Raw genomic sequence first — 21,812 nt, 5'->3', positions numbered from 1 at the left:
CTTTTTTGCTGCTTCTATTCCATTTCCCGGATTCGTCCGTCATAAACCTCTGTTTATCTTTCATATCCTTCCAGTTGAAAATCCCAGATACCGATACGTTCCACTTCCTCTTCTTCATCGGCTATAAACCATAAACTTCCATCGTTCACGTGATATATTCTAACTATTTTACCATCTATATTTTGTTCGATGTATTCAGAACCATGAGCGCGCCGTACGTCAAATAACGTATCACCGACCGTTGCCCCCCGGGCAGTTTCAAATTCGTCGGATGAAAAAATCATATAGGTCAAGGCATCATCCATAATCTCCAGCTGCATATCAGGCACTTCTCCTGAACGTTGTTCCCCATATCGATCGGTGTAGGTGAACGCATGCATATCTCCGTGAAAGCCGATATAATCAGCAGGTTTTCCAAATCCGGTATTCCAGTGGACATCCAGTTCTTCATCTACAGCCTCCATTGAATCACCAATGTCAAGACCGCCCGCTGTCAGCTGATCTGCCGTCTCCAGGTGTAGACGTCCCGGGTTATCCAGCCATTCCGCACGGATCCCCAATTCCTGCAGATTTGATATCCTTACCACTTCCTGCCCGTCCACTTCTTCAATATAGTCGTTGTCTTCCAGAAAATCGAAAGACGATTCCTCTGCATAGGGGACGTCATCATTAATATCTTCCTTATCATTCATAACCTGAACAGCGGCCTGGATCGATACATACAGAATTCCGTCCTCAAAAACCGGTTTCCCGGCGTATGTCTGGCGCTGGCCGTCTATGTACAGGGCATGTTCCCGGCTGCTCTCTTCGGTTTCTGCTTCCTGCTGCCCGCTGTCCTCGATTTCCGTCTGAAATGGAACCGCAGCCTCCGCTCCATCTGCAAACCATATCGCAGCGCTTATCATTAAACAACTGATCCCTGTTCGTATGTTCACTGTATTTTCTCCCCTGTCCCCAAATTTCCATCTTCAAAGCTATTCCTTTTTATACGTAAATCAAAACGCTGACTTTCATCTGATAATGCCGAAAAAAAGATCCCTTCCGGATCTTTTTTTCTACTTATAAAGCTTTTCAATATCATCTTCGATCGGATTTTCCATGCCGGTCTTTATTTCTTCGTCCCATGCCAGCATGCCTCCGGCGAAGTTTTTCACGTTATCTATGCCATTGTCCTTAAAATAGAGCGCTGTATGCTGGCTGCGGTTTCCGCTCCGGCAGACCAGCACGTACTCTCTGTCTTTATCCAGCTGGTCAACAACTTCCGGAACCCGGTTCATCGGAAGAAGCGGAACACCTGGAATGTGCCCTTCTACGTATTCAGAAGGCTCCCGCACATCAATGAGCACCGGATTCTGCGATTTTCTGTCATGAATATCCTTTACTTCCTCTTTTTCCAGCTGTTCAATGCCATCTAGATCATATGCCATAACGTATCCCTTCCTCTTTTAAATGATAGGTCAGGTTGTATCTTCCGGAGGTCTGTTTCTTAACTTTAACAACCTGTACGTGTGGCTGACAACTACTTTGGCCACTGCATATGCCGGGACCGCCAGCAGCAGACCGACTATGCCGGCAAAATTGGAAGCTACAAGAAGCAGCAAAATAATAGTCAGAGGATGAATATCAAGTTTGCGGCCCATCACCTGCGGCGAAATAAAATTGCTTTCAATCTGCTGCACGATAACGACCACGATGATAACCAAGAGAGCCATAAATGGAGATTCCAAAAGACCTACAACCACTCCGGGAAGAGTCCCGATCCATGGTCCGAGAAACGGTATCACATTAAAAAACATCGCAGCGACAGCAAGGACAAGCGGATAATCGAGCCCGATAATGACATATCCGATAAACACACAAATACCAACGAAGAAACTGACAATCATCTGGCCCTGTATGTAGGAACTTAAAGCGTCATCCATATCACTTAAAATCCGGCGTCCTTCTTTTTCCTGTCTGGCCGGAAGAAGGCGCAGAATAAAATCAGGTGCTTTTTTGCCTTCCTTCAGCATGTAATACAGAATAAAAGGAAGAATCAGGATGACAATAATAATGTTTGTTATCATTCCCACCACATTTGCGATATTGCTGCCGATTTCAGATACCATTTGATTAGCATATTCCGCCGCCCGGGAGGTCAGTTCCCTCCATGAAAAATCCATTTCGGCGACAAAATTGTTAAACCATTCCTGATTCTGCAGGTTTACAATCATTCGTTGTGTTTCGTTAACAAGCGCCGGTGCGTTTTTCACCAGGTTGTTGAACTGATTCTGCAGGGACGGCCCCACCAGAAAGACAAGAAGTACAAGGAGACCGATAACAAGAAGGTACAAAATAAGAATAGCGGGGCTTTTCGGCAGCTTCCATGACAGAACGTTCACCACCGGGCGGAGCAGGTAAAACAAAACCCCGGCAATCACGATCGGGGCAAACAAAGTGGAAAACAGAACAACCAACGGCTGAAAGATAAAATCCACCAGTGTACCCAGATATATAATTAATAAAATAATAATCAACCCGTAGCCGAGTCGAAAATACTTACCCTCCGGCATGCCATCACCACTTCATTTCAAATATATTCTACGTTCATTGTACCATATATTTACTTCAACACACTGCTTCTTCCCGTTTTTCTGTGGATAAAATCAGTGATTCTTAGTAGCATGGAAAGTAACGATTCTAAAAGAAAGGACCGCCATTCGCCATGCTGAATACCTTAAAACACCTTTTTCCATCCGCGGTGTATGAAAAAGACCTGCTTTTATCTGAACGGACAGCCTATACGATCTTTCACTCCCACCACCTTTCCGACGCCATTGCCATTAAAACCAGCGAATTAAGTGGACGTGATCAGCAGCTCCTTTCGCTTTCGTTTGATCTGCAAAACGAAGAAGACACTTTTCAGAGCGGCAATGCCGCCTGGTCTGCCTATTTTTCAGGTGAAGGACAGCGCCCGGCTTTTTTTGCAGAACATTCTTCTTTCCGCCTGTTCTATCTTGAAGGACGGAAATTATATGAAAATCAGTCCGATTTGGCAGAAGCCCTTCATTTTTACTTTAATGAACAGGTTCGGACGGTTTTCATGCATAGAGAATTTTTTATTGTCCTTGTGCCGGATTACCTTACCGGCGATGCCTCTTTTTTTGATTCCGGAGAGCTTGCCGGGATACTCACAACCGACCTGCTTCTGGATGTATTCATTTATTCAGGCAGACGAATCCACAAGGAAGAAAACGTGCTGGAAATCTTTCAGCAGGAAAGAAAGCTGTTCCAGCTGTCCCGTGCAGTGTTTCCAAAAGAACGGACATTCCAGGGTTACGAAATGCTTCCGTTCGTCCTTCCGCTGCTCGATGAAAAGCAGCAGAAAGCAGTTTATCATTATGCATTTGCCGGGTTGGAGAAGGAATCAGAACTGATCGACACGCTGTATCATTTCTTCCGCTGCAGCTTAAACAGCAGTCTTACCGCCAAAGAACTCCATATGCACCGCAACACTCTGCAGTACAGACTGGACAAAATCTTTGAGAGAACCGGCATCGACGTGAAGCAGTTTGCCAATGCGGCTGCTCTTTATGTTCTGATCCGAAAGATGGAAATGTAGCTTACCAATTGGACATTCAGCAATATGCACAAAAGATACCGCTTTCATTTTGGTCAAGTTTTCTATATGAAATCGCTGTCTTTCAAGCTATACTATGAAACAACATTACAAAACAGATCAAAAGGAGCGGAAAAAATGGCGGACATTACCATGAACCAGATCAAAAAAGTGTATGACGGCGGAGAAGCAGCAGTTGATGACTTCAACCTGAAGGTGGAAGACAAAGAATTTATCGTTTTTGTTGGACCTTCCGGGTGTGGAAAGTCAACTACCCTTCGTATGATCGCCGGCCTGGAAGATATTACGGAGGGGGATCTGCTGATCGATGACAAGCGGATGAATGAGGTTCCGCCAAAAGACCGGGATATTGCCATGGTATTCCAGAACTACGCGCTGTACCCCCACATGAATGTGTATGATAACATGGCTTTTGGACTGAAACTCCGAAAATTCAAGAAAGAAGACATAAAGGAACGGGTGGACAACGCAGCAGCCATCCTGGGACTCGAAGAATACCTTGACCGGAAACCAAAAGCCCTCTCCGGCGGGCAGCGTCAGCGTGTGGCTCTCGGACGTGCCATTGTACGGGATCCAAAGGTTTTTCTTATGGATGAACCGCTTTCCAATCTGGACGCCAAGCTTCGTGTCCAGATGCGCGCGGAAATCATCAAACTTCATAAGCGCTTGAACTCTACTACGATATACGTTACCCACGACCAAACGGAAGCGATGACCATGGCTACACGGATCGTCATTTTAAAGGACGGCGTGATCCAGCAGGTCGGAAGTCCAAAAGAAGTTTACGAAAGTCCGGAAAATCTGTTTGTCGGAGGTTTCATCGGTTCCCCGGCCATGAACTTTCTGGAAGGAACGTTGGAAGGTAATTACTTTAATATCGGAAATGATATCTCGATCGGTGTTCCGGAAGGCAAAATGAAAATTCTACGGGAACAGGGATTTGAAAACAAGCCGCTTCTGATGGGAATGCGCCCGGAAGATATTCATGACGAACCACTGTTTTTGGAATCTTCGCCGGAATCCAAAGTGTCGCTTCCGATTGAAGTGGCGGAAATGAACGGCGCTGAAATCATCCTGTACAGTACCGTCGGCGGCCAGCAGCTGATTGCACGGGTCGACTCCCGTTCGGAAATTGAAGCGGACACTACCGTTGACATGGCTTTTGACATGAACAAAGTACATTTCTTTGATCCGGATTCAGAAGCCCGCATCCGTTAATAGTATGTCTCCCCCTCTCACAATATATTCCAGAAGCCTTCCAGAACCGTCGGAAGGCTTCTTTCTTTTCACTCCATTCCTTTATTTCTTAATCGTAAAAAACATCAAAGGTTTCCCATAAACCTTCCAGTTCTTTTAATCTTGCTTCCACCTTTTCATGTTCGGATCTTGTCACAGCCGTTATTAACGCACTGCTTATGCTGAGCGGAGCTGCAAAAGAATCAATGAAAGAATTAATTTCTGTTGCGGCAAAAAGGTTCAGATCGCCGTACGGAACAAGCGGGGACAATAGATGATCAGTTAAGACGAGCGTCTCTGCCCCTCTCTGACCTGCGTATTTCAATACTTCCACCGTCCGTTTTGTATACCTCGAAAAGCCAAATCCAATCACCAGATCATCAGGCGTTAAATCAAGCAGATGTTCTGACACGCCGTCCGCTTCTCTCAGCATTTCCGTATTCTGAAGCACCAGATCCAGATAAAACTCCAGAAAAGAGCCGATCGAAGCGGCACTGCGGTAAGCTATTATGTAAATGCGGTCCGCTTTAATAATAGTATTAACCGCTTGTTCAAATGTGTTTGTATCCACCTGCTGCAATGTTTCCTGGAGATTCCGGATATCATCCGACAATATTTCCGAAACCGCGTGTTCCGGTGTATCCGTTTCATCCGTAGTGCTTGCAAAAACTTCTGCGGAGGTCCATTTCCGCCGAAGGGCCTCCTGAAGATGACGCTGCATATCAGGATATCCTTTATAATCCAGAAATACAGCAAACCGAACTACGGTTGCTTCCGCCACTCCCGTATTTTCCGCCAATCTGGAAGCCGTTAAAAAAGGGGCGGTTTCCGTATGTTGAATCAGGTATTCCGCTATTTTTTTCTGTGATTTACTCATTTGATCCTGAAGGTCTGTCATACGCTTATACACATCATTGTCCAGCATTCATACAGCCCTCCCTTCGCTGATATTTTAACCTGTATACATAATAATACAGAAAAATTGGAAGCGGTACCAGGTTTCCGGCGTCAACCACTTTCAATATGCCTAAAAGAAGAAACCGTGTAACGAAGAAATATTTCTTTCATAATACCTTTTGAATTAAATTTTTCATTCTTTTTTGACTATTTTGAATAAATGTTGTTATACTTTTACTGGTCTTACAGCCATTTTCAGGCACGACATTCTCGAGAGAAAGGTGATGATACAAGCCATGGCACAGCCGAAGTACATTACAAAAATCGATCAGATCGACGAGATACCGGAGGAAGAAAAACAGCGGTTGAAAAAAATAACCGAAAAATTTGTGTTTCGTGTCAATGAATACTACCTCAGCCTGATCAACTGGGATGATCCCGATGATCCCATTAAGAACCTCGTCATACCAAATGAAGGAGAGCTGGAAGAATACGGTCGCTGGGATGCATCCGATGAGGACACCAATTACGTTGTTCCGGGGTGTCAGCATAAATACGAAACAACAGCTCTTCTTATCTGTTCAGAAGTGTGTGGTGCCTACTGCCGCTATTGTTTCCGCAAGCGCCTGTTCCGTAATGATGTGAAAGAAGCAATGATTGATGTGAATCCCGGACTGGAATACATCCGTCAGCATCCGGAGATCAATAACGTGCTGCTCACGGGTGGAGATCCTCTGATTCTGGCCACCAAAAAACTGAGATATATTATAGAAGAACTGCGCAGCATTCCCCACGTAAAAATTATCCGTATCGGGTCGAAACTCCCCGTTTTTAATCCTATGCGTTTTTATGAAGACGAAGAGCTGCTGCAGTTGATTCGTGAATACTCTACGCCGGATCACCGTATTTACATCATGGCTCATGTTAATCATCCCCGTGAGATTACCGAAGAAGCAAAAAAAGGGTTTCAGGCGCTGCATGACGCCGGTGCAGTTGTTGTAAATCAAACCCCTGTCCTGAAGGGAATTAACGATCATCCGGATGATCTTACCGAGCTTCTCGATAAATTGTCCTGGGCCGGTGTCACACCGTACTACTTCTTTATAAACCGGCCGGTTGCCGGAAATAATGATTTTGTTCTCACCCTGAAAGAAGCTTATGACGCAGTGGAAGAAGCAAAAGCAAGAACGAGCGGACTTGGCAAAAGAATCCGGCTGTCGATGAGCCACACTTCCGGCAAAATTGAAATACTGGCTGTTGAAGACGGGAAGGCCTACCTGAAATATCACCAGTCCAGAGACGGAAACTACGGAAAATTCATGGTGCTGGACTGTCCGGATGATGCATCCTGGTTTGACGACCTTCCCGGCAATGAGCAGTACTGGAAACAGCCGGAGAAAAAAGTCGAGGATGTCGTATCTGTCAATGAGATGCCGGATATGCCGCAGAAACGAAAAAAACAGGCCCAAACGGTCTCCAGATAATACCCTCAGTCTGTATGAAAAAAGGGGAGCATCGAAATAACGATTGCCTTCCCTTCTTTCACGTCTGTGCCAGAATCGTTGGTGGTATGTTAAAATGACCCTATCACGTTGAGGTTAAAGGATGTTCCACCATGCACCGACTACTGTTTTTCATGATTTTCGCCCTGCTTCTTTTTCAGGGATGCAGCAGCACCTCGTCCATCGAAGAAACGACAGAACACTCCAATGAACTTTATGCCCTTCATTATGAAGGCATGACTCATCAGGCAGATTCCGGTTTCACTTTATCCTTCTCCATCATTGCCGAAGATGAGACAAGAGAGATCGATACGTCGGATATAGAGCTGCATTTTCCCGAAGAAATCTCGGATGAACAGGGAAACAGCTACCCTGTTTCCGGAAATACTAACTATCAGCAGAAATCCGGGCAGAGTCATATCATGGCAGCAGAACAGACTTTTTCCGGTTCCCTTCAGGAAAGCACCGGCCATCTTTCGGTCCCGGTCCGCATGGTGATTGATAACAACACGGAAGAAATAACATTCCATGACGTGTCTGCCGGCTCTTTCCCCCTCACAAGAGAAGAGCTGACCATTACTGATCTGGACAGAAACGGCCGCGTCTTTCAAATTAGTGCGGTGGACCATGTATCAAACGGCAGGCTGAGTTGGACTCTGAATGTAAACGGTGAAAACGTCTATCCGGTATTCACTAATACCGCTGTCAATGAAGACGGAACGTATGAAGGTTCCATCGAATTCAGTTATGAACCGTCGGAACGTTTCACGTTAACGGTAGAACGGAATCGCCCGGAAGAAGCTGCATGGGAATTTCCTTTTGTACTTCCAGTAGACTAATTACTGTTGAACGTTGTTTCGCAGTTCCCCCAGCTCGTCAGCCTTCACAATCACTTCATCACCGGCTCCCAGCAGTCTCGGTGGTCGAAAACTTTTCCCCACGCCGGAAGGTGTTCCCGTCGCTATAATATCCCCTGGATAAAGTGTCATTGCCCGGGAAATAATTTCAATCAAATCGGAAGGTGAAAATATCATCTGGGACATAGTCCCCTGCTGACGCCTTTCTCCGTTTACATACGTTTCGATTCTTAAATCTTTTCCTTCTGCTTTTCGTGCATCCAGAACGAAAGGCCCCATCGGACAGAATGTATCCAGACTTTTGCCGAGAAAAAACTGTTTGTGTCTGGCCTGGAGATCTCTTGCGGTCACATCGTTTATCAGGGTATAACCAAAAATGAAACGACCCGCTTCTTCTTTTGATATCCGACTTCCTTTTCTGCCGATGATCACGGCAAATTCCCCTTCATAATCCACTTCACTTGTTACATCATCATGAAGCTTGATAGCTTCTTCCGGGCCGATCACGGTGGAAGGCGCTTTTGTAAAGATAATTGGATCCTCAGGAATATCAGCAGCACTTCCCATTTCTACCGCATGATCCTTATAATTTTTCCCGGCGCACATAATATTTTTTTCCGGCACCGGGATCGGGGCGGTGAAAAACACTTCTTCCATGAAGTACATACATTCCGAACGGTTATTTTCCTGCACCCATTCCATCAATTTTCTGCTTTCCTCCCAGAACGTTTGTCCATCGGCTGCCGCCTCGATCATGGAATCCGGCACACGATAGTCTGCCCGGCTCTGCCTGGCAGCCTTTTTGATATCAACAACGTAACCATCCTCTGTTACGGCGGCAGGCATCTCTTTTCCCTTTACAATAATGGTTGCAGCTCTCAAACATTCATCTCCCTTCTTATCCCAGGACCGCTTTATCATTTGCCATTTTTTCTCCGCGAATCCGTTGAAATTCATTTAACAGCTTTTCAATCGTCAAATTCTGTTTTTCCTCACCGGAAACGTCCAGAATAATCTGTCCTTTATCCATCATGATCAACCGCGTGCCAAGATCGAGAGCCTGCTGCATATTGTGTGTGACCATTAACGTTGTCAGTTGAAATTTTTCGACTACGTCTTTGGTGATCGTAGTGATAACTTCCGCCCGGGAAGGGTCCAGTGCGGCGGTATGCTCATCCAGCATCAGTATATTCGGCTCCGTAAACGTAGCCATTAACAGGGAGAGTGCCTGCCGCTCCCCTCCGGAAAGAAGCCCGACTTTCGCGCTGAGCCGGTCTTCCAGACCTAAATTTAATGTTTCCAGATGTTCCCGGAACCGTTCTTTTCTTTGTTTATTTACACCCGGTTTTAAGGTGCGTTTTTTGTCACGGGACCAAGCCATGGCAAGGTTTTCTTCGATTGTCATGGAAGGGGCAGTGCCGGCCATCGGATCCTGAAACACCCTGCCTATCATTTTCGAACGTTTATATTCCTGAAGGGGGGTGACAGCGCGCCCGTCGATGAATATATTGCCGGTATCAGGAAGTACCGATCCGGATATTACATTCATTAACGTTGATTTTCCCGCACCATTACTGCCGATGACGGTTAAGAACTCTCCGCGTGACAGTTCAATATTTACGTCCTGAAGAGCTTTTTTTTCGTCCATAGTTCCTTCATTAAACGTTAAGGAAACCTGTTCAAGTCGAAGCATTTTGTTTTCCCCCTTCCTGTGCCGGTGCCTTTCCGGCGAGCTCTGCTTTCTTACGAAGCCGTCTTTTCTTTTCACGGCGGGCTTCGAGAACTTTCGGTGTGATAAGAGCTCCAATAACAATGACCGCTGTTATCAACTTCATATCACCTGTCTCCAAAAAGTCAATCCGAAGCGCCGCCGATACTACCATCCGGTAAATAACAGCACCAGCTATAACTGCAAGAGTTGTACGGGCAATGGACTTCGTTCCAAAAAGGGCTTCCCCGATAATCACAGAAGCCAGACCTATAATAATCATACCGATTCCCATTCCGGCATCGGCAAATCCGCCGTGTTGAGCGACAAGGGCACCGGATAGAGCCACAAGGGCATTGGACAGACCGATTCCAATAATAATCAGCCCATCCGTATTGGCGGAAAGGCTCCGGATCATCCGCTTGTTGTCCCCGGTCGCACGAAGCGCCATGCCAACTTCTGTTTTCAGGAAATAATCGGTTACCGCCTTGATGATGAATGTCAGTATCAGGGCGGAAAACATAATCGATGGATCGGTAATGCCGATTCCCGATAACATCTGATTGACAGGTTCGCTGATGCCAAGATTTGTCCACAGTCCGGTAATCGACGTGAACACTGTTTGTTCGTTCAGCAGCGGTACATTAGACTGCCCTCCCATAATACGTAAATTAATGGAATATAAAGCAATCATCATTAATATCCCCGATAATAGAGGATTGATTTTACCTTTCGTATGAAGAATCCCGGTAATACATCCTGCTGCAAATCCTCCAACAGCTCCAGCCGCTGTGGCTGTAAGTGGCGATGCTCCGCTCACAATAAGCATGGCTGCAATCGCAGCCCCCGTCACAAAACTTCCATCCACTGTCAAATCAGGGAAGTCCAGTACCCGAAACGATATATAAACGCCAAGCGCCATCAATGCGTAAATAAGTCCCAGTTCTACAGCTCCAAATAAGGCAACATTCATACCTGGATACAACCTCCTTTCCTGTGTTCAGCAGAAAAACCCGGCCCCCGCCAGGAACCGCGGGACCCGGATTTTTCCAATCTTTCTTCCATCCTGATTCGTCAAAAAGATCCGGCCCGTTTCCTTGTGAAGACAGGCCGGACCGGGTTTATTCATTAATGAATTCTGCTGTTTCTTCCCATTCTTCCTTGATTTCTACTCCCTGTTCCTCCGCTGCTTCCCTGTTAATCATAAGCTGCATGTCCTGAGGATGTTCTGCAGGGATTTCATCAGGACTCTTTTCCCCGTCCAGCACCTGGGCTGCCATTTCCCCGGCGCGGTGTCCGATCTCTTCATAGTTAATGCCGTACGTGACAAAGCCGCCGCGTGCCAGAGAATCCGGTTCACTTACCACCAACGGAATGTCCTGGTCATTGGCGACTCCTACTACTGATTCAAGAGCAGATACAACGGTGTTATCTGTGACAATGTACATGACATCAGCTTCACCTACCAGAGAATCCGCTGCCTGCTGTACTTCAGCAGAGGAAGAAACGCTTCGGGTTACGGCTTCCAGATCTGTATCTTCCATAGCGGCCTGTACTTCTTCCACCTGGGTCACTGAATTCTGTTCGCCGGAATTATACACCAAACCGACGCTCGAACCTGGAAAATTTTCTGCAATGAAGTCCACTGTCATATCAATGGCTTCCGGATGAAGATCCATGACGCCTGTGATCAATTCGCCGGGAGACTCCGGATCTTCCATGAGACCAGCTTCCACGGCATCCGTTACGGAAGTGAAGATAATAGGTGTTTCCGAACTGGCCTGCTTCGCTGATTGGGCGCTCGGGGTGGAATTGGCAAAAATAAGATCCACTCCGTCGGCAACGAAATTATTGGCAATCGTCTGGGCATTGTTCATATCGTCCTGCGCATTCTGCAGATCGTATTCTATGTTTTCCCCTTCCGTATAGCCGTTATCTTCCAGCCCCTGTTTGAACCCTTCATAGGCCGCGTCCAAAGAAGGATGCTCCACAATCTGTGTAGCCCCTACCTGGACCGTCTCTTCCTCTGCCGGTTCCGTCTCTTCTGAACTCTGTGAGTCTTCAGATGCAGACTCTCCGCCGCCGCTTCCGGTGTTTTCTTCGTCCTGGCCACAGGCTGTCAGTACTGCAGCTGACAGAATTCCTGTCAAAACCACTCTTCCCCAATGATGAAACGTCATGTTTCGTCCTCCCCTTTTACATATGTAGACTTTTTATACAGTTACACTAATCTTATAAGATTAAAAATCTCTTGTAAATATAAAATTTTTTTACAGTAAAGTACATACGTAAGCGTTTTACCATTGATTTCATTGATACTTTCCATATTAAAAAAAAGGGGCTCCCGTTTCATATAGGATCTGTCCGAGGCGGACAGATCCGGGACTGTTGTATATGTCAGGAAGTCACCTGATTTTGTTCTACTTCCACTCCTGGAAAATCAGGAACTGCCTGATCTGAAGTGCGTTGCAGTTCCGGTTTCCATTCTTTTTCATACAGTTGATCAAAGGCGATACGCCCTCTGTTGACAAAAGCTCCATTTCCTTCAATGTATTCTTCATATTCTGAAAGAAACGCTCCACCGTCAGTAATGGTGAACGTGTAGCGGATCGTGCCTTCCTGCCATTCTTCCTCTTTTGTATAGCCAAAGTCATAGAGGCGTTCGACAACGGCATACATCCCGAACGGTATAACGACATTCTGTTCATGTTCAGCTTCCATTACACCTTCGTCCGTGACAACGCGTTCGCCCAGTGCAGCCCTGTCCGTAAAAAGCTCGGCTGCGTATAAATAAACGGCTGCCATTGCAGCTGCAAGGATAATCGCAGATATTCTTTCCAGACCCGCCGCTCTTTTCTCTTTTTTCCGGAGCCATCCATGAATTGCCATGCCCGCCGGAAATGTGATTCCAAGAAGAAGTATCGACAGCAGCAAATAGAACAGCCAGGGTTCCAACATCCAAATCATCTATATCTCATCCTTTTTCAGTTCAATAAAAGCATTCAATGCACAGCAGCCTTCATCATACCACTTCCGGTCCTACACTCTCAAAGCGGATGTTTTAAGGTTCCGTGACAGCCAGCTTTTCTGCATACTCTTTTACTTTTTCAAGCCTTTCTTTCCTGCCGGTATCACCTGTCTGAACCACATTGCCCAGGTGAAGAAAAGATAAGGATTCGAAGCCGCAGAATGAAAAAATCTGCTCTTCCCATAACGTTTCCAGACGTTTACGGGATTCGGCAAATTCATCCTCGGGAGCGCCTGTTGTGTATACTGCTCCGATTTTTTTCCCTTCCATTTTTGGTATGGGGCTCTCCCCCTGGAGAGTATAGGCAAAACCATAAGATAGGACACGGTCGATAAAACCTTTGCCTTCCGCAGGAAAATTCCCCCACCATAGTGGAAAAACAAGAACAATCCCATCCGCCCATTCCATCCAGGCATGTTCCCGCTTGATCACGGCAGGATATTTTCCCTGAAGAGTTTCATTATATTCAGCCTTCGTCAGATGAGGAGAAATATCCAGTTCCGGTATATGGCGTACATGAGTTTTTGTTCCAAAGCTTTCAAGTTCCTGCTGTAAGGTGTCCAGCACAGCTCCATTAAAGCTTTCTCTGTCCGGATGCATAAACCAGATTAATATTCGTTCCACCTGCCCTGCCTCCTTCGTCCCGGCGATCTTTTCACTCCAATGTAGATATACTGATTATGGACCTATTTGCCTCTGCCCAGTTTTTTCCTGCCGACCGCTATTTATTGATCCTCCGGGTTAACAATGGACATGTGGCGTCAAACATTTCGATATTTCTTGGCTTCGCCGGTGTTGCAGTAATGGTTGCCGGCTCCTCCATAGGCTGAGAGTCATAAAGAAAAAGAGACGGGAATCATTTTTCCGTCTCTTTTTCTGCGAAAAGGGATACTGCTTTATTCATCCGGTTTTACTAAAAACAGCGGCTGCCCATATTCAATCAACTCTCCGTTATCAACCAGAATTTCAACAATTTCTCCGGATGTTTCTGCTTCCAGTTCATTCATCAATTTCATCGCCTCTACGATGCACACCACGCTCTCTTCGTTCACCCGGTCCCCTTCTTTCACATATACATCTGCTTCCGGAGAAGGAGCCCTGTAAAACGTGCCGACCATAGGAGAGACAATTTCCTTCAGATGGTCATCTTTCCGGGTCGTTCCGCTGCTTTCTTCCGCAGACTCTGCCGCGGGAGCAGGGGCAGGAGTGGGAGCAGGGGCCTGTTGTACCGGTTGTACCTGAGGAACCGCCTGGGCTGCTGCACCCGTACTGCCTTCTTTCTTAATCGTAATTTTTTCCTGCGTTTCTCCCTGGATTTTCAGTTCTCCCACAGACGATTCATCCACCGCCCGGATCAATTCCTTAATTTCGTCCATCGTAAACATTCGATACACTCCTTGTCCTCGGTTTAATTCGCATGCTACACCACTTTATGTTCCAGAAAAAACCGCTGGTATTCCGGCTTATTTCTGGCATTTTCGGTCAATACAGCCTGCATGATTAAGTCGGCATAAATATCGGCTATTTCCCGGACCGAATACTCTCCATCCGCTTTATACCATTTATATGTCCAGTTTATCATTCCAAAGATTGCCATGGATGTGATCGGTACGGGAAGTTCCTGGCGGAAATCTCCATGTTTTTTCCCATCCTCGACGACGGAAAACATCATATCTTTATAACGGTCACGCTTCCTTTTTATACTGTCAAAATAATCCGGCGATAAATACAGACTTTCCTGATAAAAAACCGTTACATGGGCCTGGTACACTTCAAACATGCGTACAAACGAATGGACCGTTTCGTATAGTTTTTCTGCCGGCGTATCCCAGCTTGCATGAGCCTGATAGGCTTTTTCAATAATATACGTGATAAACGATTCATGAATCGTATAAAGCAGCTCATCTTTTGATTTGAAATTATGATAAAAACCGCCTTTGGAAGTGCCGCTTTCCTGAACGATCTTATCGACGGTCACCGCATGAAATCCAAATTCTTCAAATAATTGAAGAGCCGCTTCGGTTATCCGCTGTTTTGTCGTTTTCACCGGCACGAATACCACCTGCTTTCTATCCGTCGGAGGATGATTCCAAAACCTGAAACTCTTCCAGAAAAGCTGTTGTAAACTCCCCTTTGCGGAATACCTCATGGTCCATTAAAGCGGTATGGAAAGGTATCGTTGTAAACACACCCTCCACCACAAATTCTGATAAAGCCCGTTTCATTCTGTTAATCGCTTCATCTCTCGTGGATCCTTTCACAATCAGCTTGGCCACCATGGAATCATAATGAGGAGTAATCGTGTAGCCTGGATATACGGCACTGTCTATTCTTACTCCAAAACCTCCCGGAGGCAGATACGTATCAATCTTCCCGGGGGACGGCATAAAATTCCGGCCCGGATTTTCAGCGTTAATTCTGCATTCCAGCGCCCATCCTTCTATCTTGATATCTTCCTGTGTACAGCTGAGCGAACGTCCTGAAGCAGCCAGTATCTGTTCTTTGACGAGATCGATACCGGTCACTTCTTCGGTTACCGGGTGTTCTACCTGAATCCGGGTGTTCATTTCCATAAAATAAAACTGTTTGTGTTTATCCAGTAAAAATTCGATGGTACCTGCTCCGCAGTAATCGACCGCTTTGGCGGCATTGACGGCAGCCTGACCCATTACCTGCCGTGTGTCTTCATCCAGCGCAGGGGAAGGTGCTTCTTCCACCAGTTTTTGATGGCGGCGTTGAATGGTGCAGTCCCGTTCTCCGAAATGAACGACATTGCCGTGTTTATCCGCCATAATCTGAATTTCGACATGCCGCGGTTCTTCCACGAATTTTTCCATGTAAACTCCAGAATCTCCGAATGCTGTAGCGGCTTCCTGCTGTGCCATCTGAATAGCATGGCGCAGGTCTTCCGGGTCGCGGGCAATTCTCATCCCTTTCCCGCCGCCGCCGGCAGTTGCCTTCACAATAACCGGGTAACCGATATCCTCTGCTGTATCCAGTGCTTCCTCTTCGTTCTCAATAATGCCGTCCGTACCGGGTACAATCGGAACACCGGCGTCTTTCATTGTTTCCCGGGCAACGGCTTTTGCCCCCATTTTACTAATGGCTTCAGCCGAGGGTCCGATAAATGTCAGATTATGATCGGCACAAATCTCGGCGAACTCCGCATTTTCGGATAAAAAGCCGTATCCTGGATGCACGGCATCCGCTCCTGTTTTTAAAGCTGTTGCGATCAGGTTTGTTTTGTTTAAATAACTTTCCGCGGAAGACCTTGGACCGATACAATATGCTTCATCAGCCATCAGTACATGCAGGGCTTCCCGATCGGCATCTGAGTGAACAGCGACGGTTTCAATATCAAGTTCCCTGCAGGCGCGTATTACTCTTACCGCTATCTCTCCACGATTTGCAATCAATACTCTTTTAAACATTTGAGCACCTACTCTCCATTGCTTCCAGACTCTGAAAAGACCGACTAGTCAGTCTGTATGTAACCAATAGAAAACTGCTTTTGTAACGTAAGCACAAGTTTTCCACTTATATTTTACGTATCATCAAGCCTTATTACAAGTGTTTTTTTTTAGAGAGAAAAGATCGGGGCTGTATCAGAAAGTACAGCCCTTTTCCTGTGAGAAAGAAAATGTAACCAAGGCAGAAGCGGAAGGCGGCGACTATTTGTTGTTCGCCGGTTACAAACGGTCACCTCCTGTCTTCAGGCACCCTTGACAGAATGGAACGGAATGCCTTTATCATGTCGAAAAAACAGCGGCAACAGCTGTGAGATTGTCATCACTGTAATAAACTGTTTTATCTGAAGCCACATATATGCGGTGAAGTCCTCCGCCTATCGTATGCGGCCCTGCCCTTCCAGGGAAATACACTGCTTCCATGAGAATCGAAGGTTCGAGTCCGGGGCCTTGATCCTCCATTAGAAGAAAAAGCCGTTTATGGTTATAATACATGGATAACAGTCCATTTCCCGCATACTTCAGTGCATTAGTCATCAATTCCTGCGCCGACAGAACGACAGCATCCCGTTTCACATTGCTGCACATCCGGGATGTTTCAAGGGTCCGGAATAGAATATCTGTAACCCGGCTGACATCATCAGTAATAAATACCGGTTCCCGCAGCAGCGGATCCAGGGAATGAAGCCTCTGCAGTGTGGCAGCACTTAACTTCACCGGAGGTCGCAGGGACGATTTTGTACAGGGATGAGACTGGATATGATTTGAAAGGAATGCAGGTATAACAAAACACCCTCTTTCTCCCTTAATGTAAGGTCTGAAGAAAGAAAGGCTGCCACACACTGGAGCTGCCATTGATGTAAAATAAACATGAAGAGGATGAATGGCAGCCCGGCTGCCCTGGCATAAATGCTTTAGGCCCGTGGCTTTGCGTCTCCGTTTTTCAACGGATTTGCCTTTCTCGATAATGAGTACTTAGACTTATTTTAATTATATCTTTTCCCTTATTATTTGACAATCTTAGACATAACATGGTGTTACATTCCGTGAATTGCTGCGGGGAAATAACACCAGGCTGCACCATACGACATTTCCCGCCTGCCTTTCGTCATTCCGAAAATTGCCGTTTTAAAGGAAATGTAACGCAACGGAAGGCTCCGCCGGATTTAATAATCTCCGAGAAATCAACTTCGATAATGCGAAATCCCCAATTTTTCAACACTTGATTCAGCCTTTTATTTTCCGGGAGAGCGATGACCTTATTACTGCCGATCCCCAACACATTCACTGCAAGCTGAAACTGCTCTTCCTCCCCTGCAACAATGGTCCGGTAATGCATCTTTATTTCCCGCAGAGCCCGTTTTGAGAAGGCAGGTTCATAGATAATGGCCGTACCCGGAGAAATAATATTAAATACACAGTCCAGGTGCAGATGCTGCTCTTCCAACGGAAGATGAACGATTTTTTTATCGGGAAATAACGTTTTCAGTTCTTCCACGGCCGATATCGTCGTACGGCCGCTCTCCGCCGCAAATAGAAGAGAACCGTCCATAATAATGTCTCCGCCTTCCAGGGCTCCCGCTTTTATTTCCTGATAACGCCAGCCGTTTTCGTCCATCCATTTTTTCACACTTGTCGTTTCCGGTTCCCTTACGTCTTCATTCATTTTACCGATGAAAATACCCTTATCCGATGTAAATCCAAGATCTCTCGTAAAAACCTGTTCCGGCATTTCCTCTTCCGGCGGGAGCAGATGCACATGAATATTATGGTTTTGCAGCACTTCTCTCAATTCCCGGTGCTGCGCCTCCGCTTTCTGTTGATCAATATTCTCGTTATGATACCGCTTCTGCGTGTCATTGATCGGTTTTACGATCCGCATCTTTTCCGGTCTGCACATCAGGACTTCTTCCAGACGCCCGTATTCATTTTCGGCGTATCCATCACGTGTCCGCATATCCTATACTCCTTTCTTCTATAAAAAGGATACCCTATTTGTGCGTTCCTTACGCACGTTTCCTGTGCATCGCACCTACAGGTTTAAGGGTCGGCCTTAAGGGGTATAGATATGTTGTGACTAATTAAAGGAGGGTGGTCCATATGAGTACGTTGGATAATGAAACCATTGAACGCAGACTGAATGAATTGGACGGCTGGGAGCGTTCCGATGCAAAAACCATTGAACGTACTTTTTCTTTCAAGGAATTTCTGACAGGTATATCTTTTGTCGACAAAATGGCAGCTTACGCCGAAGATGTACAGCATCATCCCCATGTAACGATTGACTATACCACCATTACCGTCAGGCTTTCCACCCATGATCAAGGCGGAATTACAGAAAAAGATATGGATTCCGCCGAGGCTTACAACCGGATTTTTGCAGAAATAACAACGTAATTGGTTTTTCTCCGGAGCTTCTTCCGGAGTTTTTTAGTAGTTGGGAATGTTTACCTGAGATCCAGCTTCTGCGCTTACGCTTTGCTTATGCCGCGTTTACCGAAGGCCGGGAAAGGGTAGAGAAAAAAAGAAAATCTCGTCGAAAGAATGAAGGGGATGGGTATGCCTGAAAAGCAGGAGAGGAAAAACATACGGCTCGAAAAGCGGAGAGAACCGCCTGATAAAGAGGAAATGAAAAAACTGGAGCAGCTGGTCGACAAACTGGAGAAAATCACAACGAATTCCAGAATGAAGGATCTTGCCTATCATTATACAAAAACCTCCGAAGTCATTAAAACGAATGTGATAGCAGGAGTGGCCCGCGGGGTGGGTTTAACCGTCGGCACGGCACTCTTTATTGCCATTTTATTTTTCATTCTCGCCCAATTTGAAACGATGCCGGTTATCGGCGAATACATCGGAAATCTGCTGGATGTTGTCGAAAATCAACGGGAATCATAAACATACCGGGACAGATTCATGATAAAATAGGAAAAGCATTCACAGGAGGGATAATATTGGATCTAGTAGGAATCAGTATACTTATTATTGCCATTGCATTTGCTGTTCTCGTCATTTTTCTAATCCGTGCACTGCACAATCTTACAAACGTCCTCGGGGGCGTCAGTAAAACCGTGGAAAAACTTCCGGATCAGCTGGATGACGTGATGAAAGAAACAGGAGTGGTTATTCATAACAGCAATGAGACCCTCCTTGATTTAAACGAAAAAATGCGTACGCTGAACCCGCTGTTTTATATTCTCGGTGATGCCGGCGAAGCCTCGAGAAAGTTGTCCTCTTCTCTCGTTGATGTGACAGCCTCTATGAAAAAAAATACGGATGAGGCTAAAGAACAGGCAGATAACAGGGATTTAGGAGGGCTGTATGGCGGTGCGGCTTTAGCTTATTATCTATTTCAGAAACGGAAGGCACTCAAAAATTTAAAAGAAAGTGATGAAACGTCATGAATAAACGGGCTGGATGGAAAGGTGCAGCTGCCGGCTTCGTTTCCGCTTTTACTGCTCTCCTTCTAACAGCTCCTCAGGATGGCGGAAATACCCGACGGCGTATCGCCGGAATGAGCAGACAAACTTTCAATGCACCGGCGAAACTGTTGGCTGCTTACCGCGGCAGAAAGCAGAAAATGCACGAATTCGGCAGGATCCGGCACGAGCAGCTGGCAGACGAACGAGCTTCTCTGAAAACGGGGGCACAGCAGTCGGCTGCTTCTGATTTAAAAAAATCCCCGTAATCATTTTTATATGAATGCTCCCGACTCCGCCTGAAGCCGGGAGCATTCATGTATAGAGGTGGAGAATTCAGAAAGGAGGGGGGGTTCCTTCTGCTACAACTCACGTTTTCCCTCCCAGGCCTGTTTCAACAACCTGGTCAAGTCCTTCTTCGTCACCGGACACGGGTTCATAAACGACTGCTGTATGACCTCTTCTGCTGCCGCTTCTATATGTTTCTCTTTCATCCCGAGTTCCGCCAGGGATCCCGGGCCGTTTCCACTTTCAATAAGCCGGAACAGCTGCTCCGGGACTTCTCCCTGCTTCAGCCCCAATGCTGTGGCTGCCCGTGCCATCGTTTCAGGAATACCTGCAGCATTATAAGCGATAACATACGGCAGAATGACGGTGTGTGTATCCGCGTGCGGAAGCCCTGCATTACCGCCGAGTGCATGACACAGCTTATGATGGAGGCCCATATCCGCCATATTTAAAGCTTCTCCGGCGAGCCAGCTGCCGTATAAAGCATTAGAGCGTGCCTCTCTGTCCCCGGGCACTGCAGTGATCTTTTGCAAACTGTGAAATAATGCACGGATCCCCTCTTCCGCCATAATCGAAGTTACAGGGTTACGCTTTGATGCGTATAACGCTTCAAAGCAGTGTGCCATCGAATTTATGCCGCTTGTCAATGATAAATACGAGGGCATCGTCAAGGTCAGTTCCGGATCATAAATTACCGTTTTCGGCTTGACCACCGGGTTTCTGCCGGTTCTTTTACCCTCTCTATACGTGATCCCCCATACAGATGTCATTTCCGATCCGGAATACGTCGTCGGCACAGCCAGGATCGGCAGGTGCGTATCCAATGCCGCTGCTTTTGCCAGTCCTACAGCAGATCCTCCTCCTATCGCAATTATCGCATCCGCCCCACTCTGCTGTATGACCCGCAGTATTTCAGAAACATTTTGTTCCGGAACATGCTGCTCTGCTGAAGCATGAATTCCTGCGCTTTTGCCCCCAAGCTGTTCCTGAATGACTTCAGCCGCTTCGAACCGTCCTTTGGTACAGACAATCAGTACGCGGGATACGCCCCATTCACATATTTCTTCTGCTGCTTCCTTTATTTTTCCGCTTCCGAACACAACACGCTCCGGCTGTGCTTCATAGAGGAATGATTCCATGCATACTCTCCCCCTTTTACTCGGATTCATTACTGAAAATAGGATATGGGCTCGATATGGACGCATAGTCTCCCGCCAGTCTTGCGAGCGGCTTCCATTTTTCAATATCGGTTTTATATGAATCGAGATAGACCGATTCTTCCACGTGAACCTGTACCACCGTTCCGAGAACGAGTGCATTTGTTCCAATCTCAAGAATCTGATCCAGCTGAAGCTCAAATGAAATAGGGGATTCTTCCACCCTTGGCGGCAGAATCAGATTGGAGGGATACGGAGTCAACGAGGCTTTCTGAAATTCATCTTCTCCTTCGGCAAACGGCTCTGACGATATCTGCATATTTTTACCAAGTGATTCCGGTACAACATTTACTACATATTCCCCGATATTGCGGATATTAGCCAGCGTATCTTTTCTTTCTTTAGGAGCCGGTGGTGTGGCGATCGATACTGCAAGGGTCGGCGGGGAAGGGCTTGCCACCGTGAAAAAACTGAACGGGGCAAGGTTTCGTGTACCATGTTTATCCTGAGTGGATATCCATGCGATGGGTCTTGGGACGACAGCACCGATAAGCAGTTTATACATTTCCCTTGTCTCCAGCTTCCCGGGGTCGATAAGTCTGACATTTTTATCCGACATCGTATTCCTCCTGTC

The 21,812-nt window shown here is 46.4% G+C and carries 25 protein-coding genes and 1 riboswitch; of the genes, 8 read left to right on the top strand and 17 right to left on the bottom strand.

The features are described from left to right. Positions 1-53 precede the first annotated feature (53 nt). The 3 genes from ACW9JV_RS06710 to ACW9JV_RS06700 all read right to left on the bottom strand — a co-directional run bounded on the left by ACW9JV_RS06710 (position 54) and on the right by ACW9JV_RS06700 (position 2,552). On the bottom strand, positions 54-935 hold the full coding sequence (locus tag ACW9JV_RS06710) for a hypothetical protein (RefSeq protein WP_457332603.1): 882 nt from the start codon (positions 933-935) through the stop codon (positions 54-56). 120 nt (positions 936-1,055) lie between these two features. Further along, on the bottom strand, positions 1,056-1,427 hold the full coding sequence (locus ACW9JV_RS06705; RefSeq protein WP_457332601.1) for a rhodanese-like domain-containing protein: 372 nt from the start codon (positions 1,425-1,427) through the stop codon (positions 1,056-1,058). Between the two features lie 30 nt (positions 1,428-1,457). Beyond that, positions 1,458-2,552: an AI-2E family transporter gene (locus tag ACW9JV_RS06700; protein WP_457332599.1), complete on the bottom strand. Its 1,095-nt coding sequence runs from the start codon at positions 2,550-2,552 to the stop codon at positions 1,458-1,460. A 152-nt stretch (positions 2,553-2,704) separates the two neighbouring features. Here ACW9JV_RS06700 and ACW9JV_RS06695 point away from each other — a divergent pair, with 152 nt between their 5' ends. Together ACW9JV_RS06695 and ACW9JV_RS06690 are read left to right on the top strand one after the other, a co-directional pair. After that, positions 2,705-3,601: a PucR family transcriptional regulator gene (locus ACW9JV_RS06695; RefSeq protein ID WP_457332597.1), complete on the top strand. Its 897-nt coding sequence runs from the start codon at positions 2,705-2,707 to the stop codon at positions 3,599-3,601. A 135-nt stretch (positions 3,602-3,736) separates the two neighbouring features. Further along, on the top strand, positions 3,737-4,837 hold the full coding sequence (locus ACW9JV_RS06690) for an ABC transporter ATP-binding protein (protein ID WP_457332595.1): 1,101 nt from the start codon (positions 3,737-3,739) through the stop codon (positions 4,835-4,837). A gap of 88 nt (positions 4,838-4,925) precedes the next feature. On the opposite strand, the gene ACW9JV_RS06685 is transcribed toward ACW9JV_RS06690, so the two are convergent. Then, the gene (locus ACW9JV_RS06685; protein ID WP_457332593.1) at positions 4,926-5,780 is read right to left on the bottom strand and encodes a MurR/RpiR family transcriptional regulator; all 855 of its coding nucleotides are present in this window, start codon (positions 5,778-5,780) and stop codon (positions 4,926-4,928) included. A gap of 268 nt (positions 5,781-6,048) precedes the next feature. Here ACW9JV_RS06685 and ACW9JV_RS06680 point away from each other — a divergent pair, with 268 nt between their 5' ends. Both ACW9JV_RS06680 and ACW9JV_RS06675 read left to right on the top strand, forming a co-directional pair. Further along, positions 6,049-7,236, top strand: a complete 1,188-nt coding sequence (locus tag ACW9JV_RS06680) for a KamA family radical SAM protein (protein ID WP_457332591.1) — start codon at positions 6,049-6,051, stop codon at positions 7,234-7,236. A gap of 131 nt (positions 7,237-7,367) precedes the next feature. Then, a complete protein-coding gene (locus ACW9JV_RS06675; RefSeq protein ID WP_457332589.1) occupies positions 7,368-8,093 on the top strand; it encodes a hypothetical protein in 726 nt (241 codons plus the stop codon). Here ACW9JV_RS06675 and ACW9JV_RS06670 read toward each other — a convergent pair whose 3' ends face one another. The 11 genes from ACW9JV_RS06670 to ACW9JV_RS06620 all read right to left on the bottom strand — a co-directional run bounded on the left by ACW9JV_RS06670 (position 8,094) and on the right by ACW9JV_RS06620 (position 18,271). Then, positions 8,094-8,993, bottom strand: coding sequence for a fumarylacetoacetate hydrolase family protein (locus ACW9JV_RS06670; RefSeq protein WP_457332587.1), 900 nt, complete (start codon positions 8,991-8,993; stop codon positions 8,094-8,096). Between the two features lie 16 nt (positions 8,994-9,009). Then, positions 9,010-9,804 carry an ABC transporter ATP-binding protein gene (locus tag ACW9JV_RS06665; RefSeq protein ID WP_457332585.1) on the bottom strand — a complete coding sequence of 265 codons (795 nt, stop codon included), beginning with the start codon at positions 9,802-9,804 and terminating at the stop codon, positions 9,010-9,012. After that, positions 9,791-10,792, bottom strand: a complete 1,002-nt coding sequence (locus ACW9JV_RS06660; protein ID WP_457332583.1) for an ABC transporter permease — start codon at positions 10,790-10,792, stop codon at positions 9,791-9,793. Before ACW9JV_RS06660 ends, ACW9JV_RS06665 begins: the two co-directional genes overlap by 14 nt. 148 nt (positions 10,793-10,940) lie before the next feature. Beyond that, the gene (locus tag ACW9JV_RS06655; RefSeq protein ID WP_457332581.1) at positions 10,941-11,999 is read right to left on the bottom strand and encodes an ABC transporter substrate-binding protein; all 1,059 of its coding nucleotides are present in this window, start codon (positions 11,997-11,999) and stop codon (positions 10,941-10,943) included. A gap of 217 nt (positions 12,000-12,216) precedes the next feature. Next, positions 12,217-12,786, bottom strand: a complete 570-nt coding sequence (locus ACW9JV_RS06650; protein WP_457332579.1) for a hypothetical protein — start codon at positions 12,784-12,786, stop codon at positions 12,217-12,219. 94 nt (positions 12,787-12,880) lie between these two features. Further along, positions 12,881-13,471 carry an NAD(P)H-dependent oxidoreductase gene (locus ACW9JV_RS06645; RefSeq protein ID WP_457332578.1) on the bottom strand — a complete coding sequence of 197 codons (591 nt, stop codon included), beginning with the start codon at positions 13,469-13,471 and terminating at the stop codon, positions 12,881-12,883. A gap of 272 nt (positions 13,472-13,743) precedes the next feature. After that, positions 13,744-14,232: an acetyl-CoA carboxylase biotin carboxyl carrier protein gene (gene accB, locus ACW9JV_RS06640; RefSeq protein WP_457332576.1), complete on the bottom strand. Its 489-nt coding sequence runs from the start codon at positions 14,230-14,232 to the stop codon at positions 13,744-13,746. 35 nt (positions 14,233-14,267) lie between these two features. Further along, positions 14,268-14,900, bottom strand: coding sequence for a TetR/AcrR family transcriptional regulator (locus tag ACW9JV_RS06635; protein ID WP_457332574.1), 633 nt, complete (start codon positions 14,898-14,900; stop codon positions 14,268-14,270). A 16-nt stretch (positions 14,901-14,916) separates the two neighbouring features. After that, entirely contained in the window at positions 14,917-16,278 is a 1,362-nt protein-coding gene (accC, locus tag ACW9JV_RS06630) for an acetyl-CoA carboxylase biotin carboxylase subunit (RefSeq protein ID WP_457332572.1), read from the bottom strand. Positions 16,279-16,596: 318 nt separating this feature from the next. Beyond that, positions 16,597-17,031: a hypothetical protein gene (locus ACW9JV_RS06625; protein ID WP_457332570.1), complete on the bottom strand. Its 435-nt coding sequence runs from the start codon at positions 17,029-17,031 to the stop codon at positions 16,597-16,599. A gap of 165 nt (positions 17,032-17,196) precedes the next feature. Then, positions 17,197-17,281: riboswitch (cyclic di-GMP riboswitch) on the bottom strand. A gap of 141 nt (positions 17,282-17,422) precedes the next feature. Further along, positions 17,423-18,271, bottom strand: a complete 849-nt coding sequence (locus ACW9JV_RS06620) for a dimethylarginine dimethylaminohydrolase family protein (protein ID WP_457332568.1) — start codon at positions 18,269-18,271, stop codon at positions 17,423-17,425. A gap of 143 nt (positions 18,272-18,414) precedes the next feature. Between ACW9JV_RS06620 and ACW9JV_RS06615 the strand changes: the two genes are divergently transcribed. The 4 genes from ACW9JV_RS06615 to ACW9JV_RS06600 all read left to right on the top strand — a co-directional run bounded on the left by ACW9JV_RS06615 (position 18,415) and on the right by ACW9JV_RS06600 (position 20,002). After that, positions 18,415-18,711, top strand: coding sequence for a 4a-hydroxytetrahydrobiopterin dehydratase (locus ACW9JV_RS06615; RefSeq protein ID WP_457332566.1), 297 nt, complete (start codon positions 18,415-18,417; stop codon positions 18,709-18,711). 162 nt (positions 18,712-18,873) lie between these two features. Then, on the top strand, positions 18,874-19,212 hold the full coding sequence (locus ACW9JV_RS06610) for a DUF5665 domain-containing protein (protein ID WP_457332564.1): 339 nt from the start codon (positions 18,874-18,876) through the stop codon (positions 19,210-19,212). 56 nt (positions 19,213-19,268) lie between these two features. Beyond that, positions 19,269-19,718 carry a DUF948 domain-containing protein gene (locus tag ACW9JV_RS06605; RefSeq protein ID WP_457332562.1) on the top strand — a complete coding sequence of 150 codons (450 nt, stop codon included), beginning with the start codon at positions 19,269-19,271 and terminating at the stop codon, positions 19,716-19,718. Then, the gene (locus ACW9JV_RS06600) at positions 19,715-20,002 is read left to right on the top strand and encodes a hypothetical protein (RefSeq protein WP_457332560.1); all 288 of its coding nucleotides are present in this window, start codon (positions 19,715-19,717) and stop codon (positions 20,000-20,002) included. Before ACW9JV_RS06605 ends, ACW9JV_RS06600 begins: the two co-directional genes overlap by 4 nt. Positions 20,003-20,095: 93 nt before the next feature. Here the strand turns inward: ACW9JV_RS06600 and ACW9JV_RS06595 are convergent, their stop codons facing one another. Both ACW9JV_RS06595 and ACW9JV_RS06590 read right to left on the bottom strand, forming a co-directional pair. Continuing rightward, positions 20,096-21,160: a maleylacetate reductase gene (locus tag ACW9JV_RS06595; RefSeq protein ID WP_457332558.1), complete on the bottom strand. Its 1,065-nt coding sequence runs from the start codon at positions 21,158-21,160 to the stop codon at positions 20,096-20,098. A gap of 16 nt (positions 21,161-21,176) precedes the next feature. Further along, a complete protein-coding gene (locus ACW9JV_RS06590; protein WP_457332556.1) occupies positions 21,177-21,797 on the bottom strand; it encodes a flavin reductase family protein in 621 nt (206 codons plus the stop codon). Positions 21,798-21,812 lie beyond the last annotated feature (15 nt).

The organism is Salibacterium sp. K-3 (assembly GCF_054052005.1).
Note: the sequence above shows the minus strand (reverse complement) of the source record. Positions and strands in the feature narration are given on the sequence as shown.